The sequence below is a fragment of the Pseudomaricurvus alcaniphilus genome (assembly GCF_011440395.1).
GTDB classification, from domain to species: domain Bacteria; phylum Pseudomonadota; class Gammaproteobacteria; order Pseudomonadales; family Cellvibrionaceae; genus Pseudomaricurvus; species Pseudomaricurvus alcaniphilus.
Genome location: NZ_JAAOIX010000001.1, coordinates 1075581 through 1091197, shown reverse-complemented (window position 1 = coordinate 1091197; position 15617 = coordinate 1075581). Strand labels below are relative to the sequence as shown.

Genomic DNA, 15617 nt, shown 5'->3' with positions numbered 1-15617 from the left:
CGGGAATCGAGCACAGCCGGGCGGCTTCTCATAGGTGTATTTATTAACTGAACACCCAGTGTTCAATTGAAAGAGAGTTACTCATGCCAAAAGCTAAAGTACACAGTGGCGCTGCCAAGCGCTTCAAGAAAACCGGCGCTGGTTATAAGCACAAGCACGCTTTCAAGAGCCATATCCTCACCAAGATGTCGACCAAACGCAAGCGTCAATTGCGCGGTACCAGCACGCTGAATGCAGCGGACGTACCAGCAGTAGATCGCATGCTGCGCGCCAAGTAATTGGCCTGTTAACGACATTCATTTTTAGAGGAATTAAACCATGGCTCGTGTAAAACGTGGTGTAGAGGCGCGTCGTCGTCACAAGAAAATCTTAAAGCAGGCCAAAGGCTACTACGGTGCACGCTCGCGCGTCTTCCGGGTTGCCAAGCAGGCAGTCATCAAAGCTGGACAATACGCCTATCGCGACCGTCGCGTTAAAAAGCGTAACTTCCGCGCTTTGTGGATTACCCGTATCAACGCTCAATCTCGTGTCGAAGGCATGAGCTACAGTCGTTTGATCGCTGGTCTGAAAAAAGCAAATATCGAACTCGACCGTCGCGTTCTGGCCGATCTGGCCGTGCACGACAAGGTAGCGTTTGCGGCTGTAGTTGCTCAGGCAAAAGCAGCCTTGGCCTGATTTATCAGGTCTGTCTGACACAGACAAGGGGAGGGGCTGGTAGCAGTTCCTCCTTTTTTTTTGGGGAGTGAGGCAGAGCCGCAGCCCCCGTGCGCCCTGGGCGCCGACACAGAATTTTGATTAGGTGGAGTCCTGAATGGAAAATCTCGCAGCGCTGACCGAAGCAGCGCTCAAGCTGGTAGCCGATGCCGATGACCTGGCGGAACTGGATCGGGTGCGAGTCGAGTACCTCGGTAAAAAGGGGCAACTAACCGCGTTGCTGAAAGGGCTGGGCAAGCTCTCGGCCGAGGAGCGCCCGGCTGCCGGGGCCAAAATCAACGAAGCCAAGCAAGCGGTGCAAGAACAGATATCGGCGCGCAAGCAGGCCATGGAGCAGGCGGCTATCGACGCCCGGCTGGCCTCGGAGGCGGTGGATGTCACCCTGCCCGGGCGCGGCCAAAGCACCGGCGGCCTGCACCCGGTAACCCGCACCCTGCAGCGCATGGAGGCCATTTTTGCCGCCGTGGGCTACGAGGTGGAAGAGGGCCCCGAGATCGAGGACGACTACCACAACTTCGAAGCCCTGAATATCCCGGCCCACCACCCGGCCCGGGCCATGCACGACACCTTTTATATTGATGCCAGCCACGTGCTGCGCACCCACACCTCGCCGGTGCAAGTGCGCACCATGGAGAACAAGCAGCCGCCCATTCGCATTATCTGCCCGGGGCGGGTCTATCGCTGCGACTCGGACCTGACCCACACGCCCATGTTCCACCAGGTGGAAGGCCTGGTGGTGGACAAGAACGTCAGCTTTGCCGACCTCAAGGGCACCGTTGACCAGTTCCTCAAGGCCTTCTTCGAGGCTGATGTGCCGGTGCGTTTCCGGCCCTCCTATTTCCCCTTTACCGAGCCCTCCGCCGAGGTGGATATCCAGTGCACCAACTGCGCTGGCAAGGGCTGCCGGGTGTGCAGTCACACCGGTTGGCTGGAGGTGATGGGGTGCGGCATGGTGCACCCGGACGTGTTCAAGGCCAGCGGCGTGGATACCGACGTCTACACCGGTTTTGCCTTTGGCATGGGGGTCGAGCGGCTGGCCATGTTGCGCTACGGGGTCAATGACCTGCGCCTGTTCTTTGAGAACGACCTGAAGTTCCTCAAGCAGTTCTAGGTCCGGCGCCAGCCAGAGTTATCGTTATTGCCGCCGCGGCGGCAATCCAGACAGACGGAAAGAGTTAGAAGAGTCTATGAAGTTAAGTGAACAGTGGTTGCGCGAATGGGTAAACCCCGACCTCAGCACCGCCGAGTTGTGCGAGCAAATTACCATGGCCGGCCTGGAAGTGGACGCGGTAGAGCCGGTGGCCGGGGAATTCAGCGGCGTGGTTGTGGGTGAGATCCTGGAGGCCGAGCAGCACCCGGACGCCGACAAGCTGCGGGTCTGCAAGGTGGCCGGTAACGGCAGTGAAGTTATGCAGGTGGTGTGCGGCGCCCCCAACGCCCGCCCGGGGATCAAGATTCCCTTTGCCACCGTCGGCGCCAGTTTGCCGCCGGGGGACGACGGTAAGCCGTTCAAGATCAAGAAAGCCAAGCTGCGCGGAGTGGAATCCTTCGGCATGTTGTGCGCCCAGACCGAACTGCAAATGGGCGAGGACGACAGCGGCCTGTGGGAGCTGGCCGCGGATGCCCCGGTGGGCGCCGACCTGAGAACCTACCTGGGCCTGAACGACCAGTGCATCGAAGTGGACCTGACCCCCAACCGCAGCGACTGCCTGTCGGTCAAGGGCATCGCCCGGGACGTGGGTGTACTCAATCGCCTGCCGGTGGTAGCGCCGGAAATCGCCCCGGTGGCCGCCGTTATCGACGACATTTTTGCTGTTAACTTGCGGGCCGGTGAGGCCTGTTCGCGCTACGCCGGCCGGGTCATCCGCGGCGTCGATGTCAGCGCTCCCAGCCCCCTGTGGCTGCAGGAAAAGCTGCGCCGTGCCGGTTTGCGCTCCATCGACGCCGTAGTCGATGTCACCAACTATGTGCTGTTGGAGCTGGGCCAGCCCATGCACGCCTTTGACCTGGCCAAACTGAGCGGTGAAATTACCGTGCGCATGGCGACGCCAGGGGAAAAGCTGGCCCTGCTCAACGACCAGGAAGTGGAGTTGACCGACACCACCATGGTCATTGCCGACAGCGACAAGGCGCTGGCCATGGCCGGCATTATGGGTGGTGCCGAGTCTGCGGTGAGTGAAGCGACCACCGACATCTTCCTGGAGAGTGCGTTCTTTCACCCCATCTCCCTGGCCGGCAAGGCCCGCAGCTACGGTTTGCACACCGACTCCTCCCACCGCTTTGAGCGCGGGGTGGATTTCCAGTTGCAGGAGCAGGCGGTGGAGCGCGCTACCCGCTTGCTGCTGGACATCGTCGGCGGCCAGCCCGGCCCGCTGCTGCTGGTGGAAAACGAGCACGTGCCGGCCATAGGTACAGTCAAACTGCGTCGGGCGCGGATCGAATCCGGGCTCGGCTTCCAGATGGACGACGCCGAGGTGGTGGATATTCTCACTCGCCTGGGGCTGGAGCTGGCGGACACCAGCGCCGATGGCTGGAGTTTCCGTGTGCCCAGCTACCGCTTCGACATCGCCATTGAAGAGGACCTGCTGGAAGAGTTGGCGCGCATCTACGGCTACAACCGCCTGCCCACCACCAGCCTGCAGGGCGACCTGACCATCCCCATGCGGGAAGAAGCCCAGGTCGGCCTGGGTGCCGTGCGCAGCCAGCTGGTGGCGCGCGGCTACCGCGAGGCCATCACCTACAGTTTTGTGGAGCCCGGGCTGTCGGCAATGTTTGACCCGGACAATGCACCGGTGGCGCTGCAAAACCCCATCAGTGCCGACCTCGCGGTGATGCGCACCAGCCTCTGGCCGGGGCTGGTCACTGCTCTGCAGCACAACCTGCACCGCCAGCAGCAGCGGGTGCGTCTGTTCGAGTCCGGCCTGCGCTTTGTCGGTGGCAGCGAAGACCTGGGCAAGTTGCGCCAGGAGCCAATGCTGGCCGGTTTGATCTACGGTGCCCGCATGGAGGAGTCCTGGTCGAGCGCGACTGAGAAGGTGGATTTCTTTGATATCAAGGGTGACGTGGAATCGGTACTGGCCCTGTTGGCTGACCCCGCCAGCTTCAGCTTTACCCCCGCCAAACACCCGGCCCTGCACCCCGGCCAAACCGCAGCGATCAGCCGCAACGGCGAGGTGGTGGGCTACGTGGGCGCCCTGCATCCGCAGCTGCAGAGCAAGCTGGACCTGCCCCAGCCACCGCTGTTGTTCGAGATTACCCGCGCCGCTATCGCCAGTGCGCGCCTGCCGAAGTTCGAGCCGCTGTCCAAATTCCCGGAAGTGCGCCGCGACATCGCCGTCATCGTCGACCGCCAGCTGGCCGTGGCGGAACTGGCCAAAGCCATCGAAGACGCCGCCGGGACCTGTCTCACAAACTTAAAGGTATTTGACGTTTATGTTGGCAAAGGCATTGATCCACATAGAAAAAGTGTGGCTCTGGGCTTGACGTATCAGCATCCATCGCGCACTCTTAATGAGGACGAAATCAACGCCTCAGTCAGTGATGTAGTCGCCGCACTGGGGGAAAAGTTTAACGCTAGCCTGAGATAGTGCAACAAACCGGGCAGACAGGGGGCGTTCTTCATGACCGCGCTGACCAAGGCCGATTTGGCGGAAATGCTGTACGAAGAGCTGGGCTTTAACAAGCGTGAAGCCAAGGAGCTGGTGGAGTTGTTTTTCGAGGAGATTCGCACCTCGCTGGAAAACAACGAGCACGTCAAACTCTCCGGTTTCGGTAATTTCGACCTGCGCGACAAGACCCAGCGCCCCGGTCGCAACCCGAAAACCGGCGAGGAAATCCCCATTTCCGCCCGCCGCGTGGTGACCTTTCGGCCCGGCCAAAAACTAAAAGCAAAAGTAGAAACCTATGCTGGAACCAAGCAATAACGACGAGCTCCCGGTCATCCCGGGCAAGCGTTATTTCACCATCGGCGAAGTCAGTGAGTTGTGTGCAGTCAAACCGCACGTACTGCGTTACTGGGAGCAGGAATTCCCCCAGTTGGCGCCAGTCAAGCGCCGCGGCAACCGCCGCTACTACCAGCGCCAGGATGTCATCACCATCCGCCAGATTCGTGCACTGTTATACGATCAGGGTTTTACTATTGGTGGTGCTCGCCAGCAGATGAGTGGAGAGGGCGCCCAGCAGGACGCCGGCCAGTTTGCACAACTGGTCACCCAGATGATCAAAGAACTAGAAGACGTGCTGCGGGTGCTGAACCAGCCCTGAGTCGTCAACCCTGCGGCGCCACCCGGCGCCGCGATTGCACTTTAAGCGTCATCCCCACGCCGCCACTACGCTTTTTAACGTCATCCCCACGCCGCCAATGCACTTTTTAACATTATCCCCGTGCCGCGCCATTGCACTTTTTAACGTTATCCCCGTGCCGCGCTATTGCACTTTTTAACGTTATTCCCGCGCCGCCATTGCACTTTTTAATGTCATCCCCGCGCAGGCGGGGATCCAGTAAGTGCTCCAAATCTATATATTCTGGAACGCCAGACCACACCTACGAGAGAATGATATAAGCCGGCTTTAATAGATAAAAACAGCTACTGTTACCAGTATTACTTAACCGTCACCGTAATTTTCTCAGACAACACCGGCTTGTGGTGGGGGATGTGTAAATGGTTACCCAGTAACAGTTGCAGGGTGTGAGTGCCCGGCGCCAGTTCCACCACGGTCTCGGTCTGGCCGCCGCCAAAGTGGCGCACCTGCTCACTGGCGGGCAGAGGCTGCTTCAGGTCGGGCAGGGTGGTCACATCGATCAGCAAGTGGTGGTGCCCGGTGTTGTCGCGCTCCACCCCGGCCGGCGCCACGCCCATGCCTTTCAGGCCAAACTTGACGGTGAATTTGGACGGCACAGTGTCTCCGTCCTGGGGGCTGATAAAATAGACCTGCGCGCCCTCCGGCGCCTTGGATACCGCCATGCCAGCAAGGGCGTGGGGCACGAACAACGAGGCCAGCATGGCCAGTAAAATAGATGCGGAAAGACGAAACTTCATATCCAACTCCTTGGGGTGTAGCCCGCGCGAAGGCCAACCCTTCACGCTTACAGCGGCAGGGTTAATATCAATGAAAAGACCTTGCATTTCAACCCTGATCCGGTATTATTCCCGTCCTCGCTTTTGAGGCCGATTTACCGCTAAATCAATAGCTTAGATCCGGTTTCAGCAAGATTCGGAGTGTAGCGCAGCCTGGTAGCGCACCACACTGGGGGTGTGGTGGTCGTCGGTTCAAATCCGGCCACTCCGACCATTTAAATCAATGACTTACGTCGTTTTAACTCTCCCCGAAATTCAGTGGCTCTCGATTTTCCTGCATATTTCCTGCAATTGTTCGAGCACTCCTTCACCCGGAGCTTTGCACTCCTCGTGAAGCCGACGTTCAAGTATTTCTAAGTCACCGTCTTGGAATAAGTTACGACGGGTAGCCAGGGATAGGTCAATCATGCAAAATTGGGGTTTGTCGCAAAAATCCATTTCATGATTACCGATAACACACTCGAAAAATTCGGTTTCAAATTCGGCCAAAGTGGCGCCCACTCCGCACGCACCATAATGCTGGCGGAATTGCAGACCCTGTTTGCAACCACTGAGCCAGATGCCGAGCAGGCCCAGTACCAGGCGGATGTGTGTGACTACAATGTCCTCGACAGAGCCACCACCAAATCCCGCAGTCTCACCTATCGACACTTGGTCGACCTCTACGGCCTTGACCCAGCGCTACCCCTGTTCCGGGTCTTCCGGCGATTATGGCCAGTTGACCCGTCGGCGCAGCCTCTCTTGGCCTTGCAGCTAGCACTGCCCCGGGACCGGTTGTTGCGCGGGTCTTTAGAGCTAGTAATGGCCACTGAAATCGGTTCTCTCGTGACTCGCCAGCAGGTCGAAGAGCTATTAAAGACCCCGGACCCCGCGCGCTTTAGTCCCGCCTCGCTGAAATCCATTGCCCAGAATATCAATGGCAGCTGGACGCAAGCCGGTTTTCTGCAGGGGAAAGTTAAGAAAATCCGTGCCCAGCCAAAAGTTACCCCTGTTAATGTGTCCTTTGCCCTGTTTCTGGCCTATCTTGAAGGGGCGACTGGGGAGCGGCTGCTGCACAGCCACTGGTGCCGCCTATTGGGTCTTGGCAGTCACCAGTTGACCGAGCTGGCGATTGCGGCGAGTCACCGCGGTTTGATTGATTTCAAGCAGTCGGGCGGCGTGACGGAAGTGCGTTTCCCAGCCTATCTGACCATGGAAGAGGAGCAATGGCGCCATGAGTAGTCGAATTGCGCGCCTGGTACAGGCATACCAGCGGTTTATTGAATTACCCTGGGAAAGCGGCCTGGCGGGCGCCCAGAAGGTGATTTTTGCTGTCTACGACAAGCATGATGAGCTGAAAATACGCGCCAACGTGGAGGAATTTGAGTTGGCAACCCGCAGCGCCAATCACGGTTGGCGGCTGCTTGATATTACTGACGCCTTTCCGCAATGGATGGCAGCGCAGGAGTATCGTGAGGGTTACTTCCAGTCTCCCGCTGACCTGCAAGATATCCTCAAGGATTTTACCGAAACGGTAGCCGCCCACATTCTCGAAGAATTGGAGCAAGCGGACGCTGACACCGTTGTGGCTCTCCAGGGTGTCGCGGGTGTATTCGGTTTTGGCCACTGTTCCGAGATTATTGCCAAAGTGGCTGGCAGTGTTCAGGGCCGCCTGCTGGTGTTATTCCCCGGCGAATACGAAAACAACAATTATCGCTTATTGGATGCGCGCCCGGGCTGGAACTACCTGGCCGTGCCCATCACTGCGAGAAACAGCTTATAGCGAACACCACAAGGAGTTATTCGGTGCTAAACCAGGAAATATACGCCAAGGACCCACTGGTCAATCAACTGGCCAACAACGGGGTTGCAGAAGTCAAGGACGATACCTCAACGCAGGCGCTTAACACCCTGCGCTACGAACTGGAAACCTTCGTTTGCGACGGCGAATACGAGAAGGGCCTGGACAAGATCCTCTCCACCTTTTTAATCAACGTCGATAAAGGCAGCGAACAGCCCGGCGTCTGGATCAGTGGTTTTTATGGCTCGGGTAAATCCCATTTAGCCAAGATGCTGCGCGCCCTGTGGACAGACTACGATTTCAACAACGGCACCAGCGCCCGTGGTATTGCCAAGTTGCCGACGGAAATCAATGATCACCTCAAGGAGCTGACCACCCAGGGGCGGCGCTACGGCGGCCTGCATGCCGCCTCCGGAACCCTGGGTCAGGGCGGCAGTGACTGGGTGCGCATGGCCCTGCTCAGTATTGTGTTTAAATCCGCCGGTTTGCCTGAGTTGTATCATTTGGCTCGCTTCGTGATTTGGCTGCGCCAGCAGGGCATTGAACAGCAAGTCCGCGAACAGGTGGAGGTTGCAGGCAAGCCCTGGCTGAAAGAGCTCAACCATTTGTTTATGTCACCGGTGATAGCCAAAGCCCTGATATCGGCGAAACCCGATTTGGCCCGCGACGAAAGCGAGCTGCGGCTGATGCTGCGCGAGGAGTACAAGCGCGTCGATGATGTCTCCAACGACCAGATGGTCGAGGCCATCACCGATGCACTTTCCGTCGACGGTAAATTTCCTCTGACGCTGATTGTGCTGGACGAAGTGCAGCAGTACATTGGCGATAACGCCGACCGCGCCTACCAGGTGCAGGAGGCGGTGGAAACCTGCTGCAAGCATTTTAAAGGCCAGTTGCTGTTTGTAGGTACCGGCCAAAATGCCCTCTCCGGCATGCCCAACCTGATGCGCCTGATGGGGCGCTTTCAGGTGCCAGTGCAATTGTCCGATACCGACGTAGAGTCTGTGATTCGCAAGATTATCCTGCAGAAGAAATCCTCCACCGTCGGCCAGGTAGAAAGGGTGTTGCAGGACAACTTGGGCGAGATCTCCCGCCATCTACGCGGCACCAAGGTGGAATACACCCAGGCGGACGAATCTGTCATGGTGGCGGACTACCCGGTACTGCCGGTGCGCCGGCGCTTTTGGGAAAAGGTGCTGCGTATTGTCGACACCACCGGTACCGTCTCCCAGTTGCGCAACCAGCTCAAGGTCATACACGAGGCGGCGAAGGTTACCGCCACCAAAGAATTGGGCAACGTCGTCAGCGGTGACTTTATCTACGGTCAGATCGCGCCGAATCTTTTGCAAACAGCGATGATTTCCAAGGATGTGTATGACACCATCGCCAGGTTACGCGCTGGTGGCCCCGAGGAGCAATTGCAGTCGCAGTTATTAGCCCTGATATTTCTGATTGGTAAATTACCCACTGAGGCTTTTGAAAACATAGGCGTTAAGGCTACCTCCGACGTACTGGCAGACCTGTTGGTCGACAATCTCAGTGAGGGCTCGACGTTATTGCGCAAACGCGTACCGGAGCAACTGGCCGCTCTGCAAAAAGTGGGTTTGGTGATGGCCATGGCCACCGGTGGTGAGACCGAGTATCGCCTGCAAACCCAGGAGAGCAGCCAGTGGCACGATACCTACCGCCAGCAGGAAGCCGAAATTGCAGGCAATCCCCAGCGTATCGAAACCGAGCGTGACGACCTGTTGAGTGATTACACCCGCAAAGCCAGCGCTGAAGTGCGGCTGGCCCAGGGTGACAGCAAAGAGCCACGCAAACTGACGCTGTGTTTCGATCCCGAGCTGCCGCGTGAGGCGAGTAAACAGTTATACGCCTGGGTTCAGCATGGCTGGCAGGCGGACGAAAAGTCGGTCATCGCTGACGCCCGTGCCGACAGTCCGGCCAATGGCACGCTATACGTATTTATCCCGGCGCGTAACCGCAGCGACGTCAATCACGCAATTACCACCCAGAAGGCCGCCGCGGCCACCCTCGATATCCGCGGATTACCGAGTTCGCCTGAAGGCAAGGACGCACGCAAGGCGATGGAAACCCGCCTCAGTGAGGCCGAGAAATCACGAGACCGATTACTGGCCGAAATCTTTAACGGTGTGCGCGTATTTATTTCCGGCGGCACCGAGATTGAAGGCAATAAATTAAAGGATAAACTGGAAAACGGTGCCAGGGTGGCCCTCGAGCGGCTCTACAAGCAATTCGATGTGGCCGACGATGCCAACTGGGGCAAAGTGGTTGAGAAGGCCCGTAAAGACGGCGGCGAGGGTGCCTTGGCAGCATTGCACTTTCAGGACGAGCCCGCGAAACATCCCGTCTGCTCCCAGGTATTGCGCTATATCGGCTCCGGTAAAAAAGGCAGTGAGGTACGTGAAAACTTTCAGGCCACGCCCTATGGTTGGCCCCAGGATGCCATCGATGGCGCGCTCTACGCGCTGCTGGCCAGTGGCGCGCTGAAAGCTAAATCGATCGCCAGCCAGCCCGTCGATGCCAAGGGGTTGGAGCGCAAACAATTAACGCAAACCTGGTTCGAGGTGGAGAACGTTACCATCAGCACTGCGCAAAAGCTGGCAGTGCGTAAACTGCTGGTCGATACCGTGGGTTGCAATCCGGGGGACGAGGAGCGCAAAGCGGCGGAATTTCTGCAGTACGCCCGCGATCTGGCCAAGAGCGCCGGTGGTGCAGCGCCGCGACCGCACCTGCCGGACACCTCGCTAATTGATGAAATTGCCGGCGAGGCGGGCAATAGCCGCCTGGTGAAGCTCTACGACCACAAGGATGTATTAGCCCAAGCTGTCGCCGACTGGCAGACCCAGGCCCAATTGATAGCCAAACGCCTGCCCGCCTGGGAGCAACTGAAAACCTTGCTGTCGCTCAGCCGGGGCTTGAGTTTTCAGGCCGAATTACAGCGTGAAATCGATGCCATAGAGCACGGCCGCCGCTTGCTCGATAGCCCTGACCCAGTGGAGCAGTTGGTCAACGACACTACCGACAATCTGCGCGCCTCGATCCAGTACCAGTTTGAGCAGTACAAGGCCGCCTATGATCAGGCGCTTATACAGATAGAGACCGATGCCAACTGGTGCAAGCTTGACGCGGCCCAGCAGCAGGAATTACTCGGTCGCCGCAGCATCAAACTGCCGCAGCAACCTGGCCTCAGTAAAGCCGACGATGTCATCGACGCGCTGGAGGAGTGCGCCATCGAGCAGTGGAATGATCGTACGGTAGCGCTGGTGAGCAAGTTTGACAGTGCCCGCGAAGAGGCTGCCCAGTTGTTGATGCCCAAAGCGGTGCGCGCCAGCCTGCCGCGACGTACTTTGCAGAGTGAGGCGGATATTCAGCAGTGGCTCAAGGACGCAGAGCAGGAGCTGAAAGCTAAACTGGCCCAGGGCCCGGTGATTGTATAATTTGGGATTTCATGACGAAAAGGAAAAATACTGATGCAACGATTCGAATTGAAAGCCGCTGAATGGAAAGCCTTCACGCGAGCGTTTGACCAAGCAAAGCAGTGGTGTTCAGAAAATCAGTTGGCTGTTGGTTTGGGTGAAATGGCCGTGGGCGCGGGTCTCGTTGCTTGGGGGGTACAAAACGGTGCAATCAAAATGGGAGAAGAGTTGGTCGCAACCGAACTCGATGGATCAAACGCGGAATCAATTGTCGGTGCAGCAGGAGGATCGGGAATTGGGGCGATAGCAGGCTCGATTGTTGGATCGATCGGTGTGGCCGGTATGGGGGGCGCGATAGGCATTCCCGCGGCTCTTGTAATTGGCGGCAGTGCCGCCGTGCTGGGCATGGCAGGTTACACAATAGGGGATGTTATCCACAATTCAATTTCAAGTTCGGTAGAAATAGAGTCTCTTTTTGAAAATGGGTCGGTATTGCTAGTTGGGTTGGCGTTAATTATTGATGGCGCACGCAGGTGTATTAGTGATCCCAAGGTTTTGACTATCTTGTCTAAGTTTAAAGATAGAGCAGTTATTCTCAACAACCTCTGCGCAAAAGTCATTGCCAGGTCCATTGAGGAGCTTCGAGGCTATATTGAAGAGCTGAAAAAGCTACCCGAAGACAAAGTACAGGCGACTTTTGGCATTAGCAGTGCTGCGCTGGGAGCGACAGTGGGGGCTTCTGCAGGTGGAGCGGTTGCGGCCGGCTCAGTAGCCGTGCTTGGCTCCAGCACCCTGGGCGGCGTAGCTATTTCAATGGGGCTTATAGCAGCGCCGATTTGGCCAGTAATCGCAGGAGTTGCTGGTGGAGCTGGGATAGGCTTCGCGGCGTATAAAGCTGTAAAGTATTGGCGAGCTAAGCCTGAATCAGATACCAGCGAAACATAACATGTACCCTCGTACATCGAGCGGTTCCTCTCGACTACTGCTCTGTGTTCGATGGCAATAATGTGTAGTGAAATCTGCTGCCGTTATTTGAAGCACACTGAAAATTTCTAGGATTGATCCATGCGTTTCCCATTGCCGAAAGTTCTACGTAGACAGCTTGAAAACACCGTTAAAGATGCGCGCGATATCGCCGAGCAAGCCGCACGCGAAGCATTGGAACGGCTGAGTGTGGGGGAAAAAGCCGCCGCCGATTATCTGGATGCCGAACAGCGGCAATTGCGCAACCGCCTGCGCGCCCACGGCCGTCAATTGGGCGATCTGCGCAAACCAGACGGCAGCAAGGATGCCGGCGCGCAGGGTATCGAGCGTCTAGTGACCGAGGTTGCCTATGAACACTGGCACCGCATGTTGTTTGCCCGCTTTCTGGCGGAAAACCATTTGTTGATGTACGAGGATGGCGTAACCCCGCTGGCGATTGAGGATTGTTTCGATCTGGCCGAAGAAGAAACCGGTGATAGGGGCAGGGGCTGGCAGTACGCCGCCAAGTTTGCTGCCTTAATGTTGCCGCAGATTTTCCGCACGGACTCGCCAGTGTTTGCAGTTGACCTGGCGCCCAATCACCAAAAGCAGTTAGAGCAATTGTTGGCCAATCTTGCGCCGGATACCTTTCAGGCGACCGATAGCCTGGGTTGGGTCTATCAGTTCTGGCAGGCCAAACATAAAGACGTCATCAATAAGTCGGGAGTTAAGATTGGCGCCGATGAACTGCCGGCGGTGACCCAGCTGTTCACCGAGCCCTATATGGTGAGCTTTCTGTTGCACAACAGTCTGGGGGCCTGGTGGCAGGCGCATCACTCGCACACACCCAGCCCGGTGACGTTAACTTATTTGCGCACGACCAAGGAGGGTAAGCCTGCGGCTGGCAGCTTTGATGCTTGGCCCAAGCAGCTGGGAGAGTTAAAAGTGCTGGACCCTTGCTGTGGTTCGGGTCACTTTTTAGTGGCAGCGTTCTTAATGCTGGTGCCCATGCGAATGGTGGCGGAAGGCTTAAATGCAGCCGCCGCCGTGGATGCAGTCCTGCGGGACAATATTCACGGCCTGGAGCTGGATCAGCGCTGCGTCGAGCTGGCAGTATTTGCCCTGGCTCTGGAAGCCTGGCGTTACCCCGATGCCGGTGGCTATCGGCCCCTGCCGGAGTTTCAGCTGGCCTGCTCTGGCTTGTCGGTGGGCGCTGCCAAAGACGAATGGAGAGCCTTGGCGAAAGCCAAAGGGGTGGATAAGCCAGATAAAAAGAACCTGGGTATTGCCCTGGAGTGGATGCACTCAGCCTTTCAGGATGCGCCTATACTGGGCAGCCTGCTGAACCCGGCCAAATCCGACGCCGCCAAAATCGTGCAATGGCAGGAGCTGTCGGCAACCCTGGCAGAAGCCCTCCAGCAGGAGCAGAGCGACGACCAGCGCGAGACGGCAGTGGCTGCCCAGGGGTTGGCTAAAGCGGCGACCCTGTTGGCGGGGCAATACCATTGGGTGATCACCAATGTGCCCTATCTGGCGAGGGGTAAGCAGGAAGAGAAATTGGCCGCCTATTGCGAGAAGCACTACCCGGCGGCAAAAAATGATTTGGCCACCGTGTTTCTGGATCGCTGCCTGGATTACTGTGTCGAGGGTGGTACCACCAGCGTGGTATTGCCGCAAAACTGGTTGTTTTTATCCAGCTATAAAAAGTTTCGCGAGAAGTTGTTGAAGAATGACACCTGGCATTTGATCGCCCGCCTGGGAGCGCAGGCTTTTCAAACGCCGATGTGGGATTTTAATGTTCAGTTGATCACACTTTCCCGGGGTAATGAAGCAGGTGACAGCGAAGGGCTGTTTGCTGAAGCGGGCACGGCTCATTGTATTGCCGGGTTGGATGTGTCCGAGCCACGTACTGCAGCGGAAAAGGCGGAGCAGTTGATCACCGCAGAGTTAAAGGTGGTTGAGCAGGCGAAGCAGTTGGAGAATCCGGATTCGAGGGTGGTAATCGATGCGGAAGAAAATTCAGAATTACTTTCAGTTATAGCTCATGGTGTTCATGGTTTTGGAAGCAAAGACTCACCACGCTTTTTTCGCCAATTCTGGGAGATGGTTGAGCCCAATAGTGATTGGCAAGTAATGTCAACGACAGTTGGCTCTCTTGTTCATTTTGGAGGAAAACAACAAATTGTTTACTGGCAAAATGGCAATGGTTTACTTGCAGAGTTAGGTAAGAAAGGATTAGCAATCCCCGCAGGAGAAATTGCATGGCGTAAGAAAGGCGTCGCCGTAAGCCAAATGAGCTCGCTTCCTGCAACTATACATACGGGTGAAATTTTTGATAAAAATGTTGCGGTCGTATTGCCCCATCATCCGTCTCATATCCCATCTATCTGGTGCTTCTGCTCCTCCCCTGAATACAACGAAGCTGTTCGTCGCATAGACCAAAAGCTAAATGTTACTAATGCAACCTTGGTGAAGGTCCCTTTTGATCTAGATCGTTGGCAGAAAGTCGCGGAACAAAAATACCCGAATGGCTTACCGGAACCATACACTGACGACCCCACCCAATGGATTTTCCATGGTCATCCCTGCGGCTCAGTGATCTGGGATGAAACCTTAAAGTGGACAGCCAAGGCGCTGCTGCGTACCGACGATACCGTACTGCAAGTCGCCGTTGCCCGCCTGCTAGGTTATCGCTGGCCTGCTGAACTGGATGCTAGCATGGAGTTAGCAGGTGAGCAGCGTTTTTGGGTCGCGCAGTGCAAAGCTCTGGCCGAGTATGTGGATGACGACGGCATCGTTTGCCTATCCGCGGTGCGCGGCGAGAAATCGGCCGCAGAACGCCTGGAATCATTACTGCAAGCCGCCTACGGCGACGAGTGGTCAACCAGCATTCGCAACAAACTACTCGAAGCAGTTAGCTGCAAAAACAAATCGCTGGATTTCTGGCTACGGGAGAAGTTCTTTGAGCAGCACTGCAAGCTATTCCAAAACCGGCCGTTTATCTGGCATATCTGGGACGGACTTAAAGACGGCTTTAGCGCCCTGGTCAACTACCATCAGCTTAATAAGAAAAATCTCGAGCGCCTGATTTACACCTATCTGGACGACTGGATTCGCAATCAGCGCCATCAGTTGGCGGACGAGCTCGACGGTGCCCAGGAACGCTTGAACGCGGCAGAAAACCTGAAGCGGCGCCTGGAGCAGATTCTGCAGGGCGAGGCCCCCTACGACATTTTTATCCGCTGGAAGCCCCTCGACCAGCAGCCCATTGGCTGGGAACCGGACCTCAACGATGGTGTGCGTATGAATATTCGCCCATTCCTCAGCGTGGAGGATGTGAATAAAAAAGGCGCCGGCGTGCTGCGCACCAAGCCCAACATCAAATGGAACAAAGACCGCGGCAAGGATGTCGAGTCTGCCCCTTGGTACAGCCTTGGCCTGCAATACGGTGAAGGCGAGGGTGCGCGCATTAACGATCATCACCTGAGCCTGGCAGAAAAACAGGCAGCCAGGAAATGAGTTGTTAACATTGATTTTGCACGATAACATTTGCAGTGTTATCGTGCAGTTTAAATGTTATTTTAGTAGGCCAGTTGGAGGCTTGTTGGATGGGGGCTTGATTGGTGAAGGCTCAAGAGGCGA

General features: G+C 56.8%; 13 protein-coding genes and 1 tRNA gene. 12 read left to right on the top strand and 2 right to left on the bottom strand.

What is annotated here, in order from left to right; all coding sequences use genetic code 11:
• Positions 1-83 precede the first annotated feature (83 nt).
• From rpmI to G8764_RS04600, 6 genes are all read left to right on the top strand, one after another.
• Entirely contained in the window at positions 84-278 is a 195-nt protein-coding gene (rpmI, locus tag G8764_RS04625; protein ID WP_166162296.1) for a 50S ribosomal protein L35, read from the top strand.
• Positions 279-318: 40 nt separating this feature from the next.
• Positions 319-675, top strand: coding sequence for a 50S ribosomal protein L20 (gene rplT / locus G8764_RS04620; RefSeq protein WP_166162294.1), 357 nt, complete (start codon positions 319-321; stop codon positions 673-675).
• Between the two features lie 136 nt (positions 676-811).
• The gene (pheS, locus tag G8764_RS04615; RefSeq protein ID WP_166162292.1) at positions 812-1825 is read left to right on the top strand and encodes a phenylalanine--tRNA ligase subunit alpha; all 1014 of its coding nucleotides are present in this window, start codon (positions 812-814) and stop codon (positions 1823-1825) included.
• A gap of 76 nt (positions 1826-1901) precedes the next feature.
• Positions 1902-4301, top strand: coding sequence for a phenylalanine--tRNA ligase subunit beta (pheT, locus tag G8764_RS04610; RefSeq protein WP_166162290.1), 2400 nt, complete (start codon positions 1902-1904; stop codon positions 4299-4301).
• 33 nt (positions 4302-4334) lie between these two features.
• The gene (gene ihfA, locus G8764_RS04605) at positions 4335-4637 is read left to right on the top strand and encodes an integration host factor subunit alpha (RefSeq protein WP_166162288.1); all 303 of its coding nucleotides are present in this window, start codon (positions 4335-4337) and stop codon (positions 4635-4637) included.
• On the top strand, positions 4618-4977 hold the full coding sequence (locus tag G8764_RS04600; RefSeq protein WP_166162286.1) for a MerR family transcriptional regulator: 360 nt from the start codon (positions 4618-4620) through the stop codon (positions 4975-4977). The genes ihfA and G8764_RS04600 overlap by 20 nt, the downstream gene beginning before the upstream one ends.
• 338 nt (positions 4978-5315) lie before the next feature.
• Here G8764_RS04600 and G8764_RS04595 read toward each other — a convergent pair whose 3' ends face one another.
• Complete coding sequence (locus tag G8764_RS04595) at positions 5316-5753, bottom strand: DUF4399 domain-containing protein (RefSeq protein ID WP_166162284.1); 438 nt, start codon at positions 5751-5753, stop codon at positions 5316-5318.
• A gap of 176 nt (positions 5754-5929) precedes the next feature.
• Between G8764_RS04595 and G8764_RS04590 the strand changes: the two genes are divergently transcribed.
• Positions 5930-6006 (top strand) — tRNA-Pro (locus tag G8764_RS04590).
• Between the two features lie 41 nt (positions 6007-6047).
• Here G8764_RS04590 and G8764_RS22310 read toward each other — a convergent pair.
• Entirely contained in the window at positions 6048-6443 is a 396-nt protein-coding gene (locus G8764_RS22310) for a hypothetical protein (RefSeq protein WP_207951662.1), read from the bottom strand.
• Between the two features lie 150 nt (positions 6444-6593).
• On the opposite strand from G8764_RS22310, the gene G8764_RS22305 reads away from it, so the two are divergent.
• From G8764_RS22305 to G8764_RS04565, 5 genes are all read left to right on the top strand, one after another.
• Positions 6594-7013, top strand: coding sequence for a hypothetical protein (locus tag G8764_RS22305; protein WP_207951661.1), 420 nt, complete (start codon positions 6594-6596; stop codon positions 7011-7013).
• Positions 7006-7554: a BREX protein BrxB domain-containing protein gene (locus G8764_RS04580; RefSeq protein ID WP_166162280.1), complete on the top strand. Its 549-nt coding sequence runs from the start codon at positions 7006-7008 to the stop codon at positions 7552-7554. Before G8764_RS22305 ends, G8764_RS04580 begins: the two co-directional genes overlap by 8 nt.
• Before the next feature lie 23 nt (positions 7555-7577).
• Entirely contained in the window at positions 7578-11033 is a 3456-nt protein-coding gene (gene brxC / locus G8764_RS04575) for a BREX system P-loop protein BrxC (RefSeq protein WP_166162278.1), read from the top strand.
• A 33-nt stretch (positions 11034-11066) separates the two neighbouring features.
• Positions 11067-11957: a hypothetical protein gene (locus G8764_RS04570; RefSeq protein WP_166162276.1), complete on the top strand. Its 891-nt coding sequence runs from the start codon at positions 11067-11069 to the stop codon at positions 11955-11957.
• A gap of 120 nt (positions 11958-12077) precedes the next feature.
• Positions 12078-15494: an Eco57I restriction-modification methylase domain-containing protein gene (locus G8764_RS04565; RefSeq protein ID WP_166162274.1), complete on the top strand. Its 3417-nt coding sequence runs from the start codon at positions 12078-12080 to the stop codon at positions 15492-15494.
• Positions 15495-15617 lie beyond the last annotated feature (123 nt).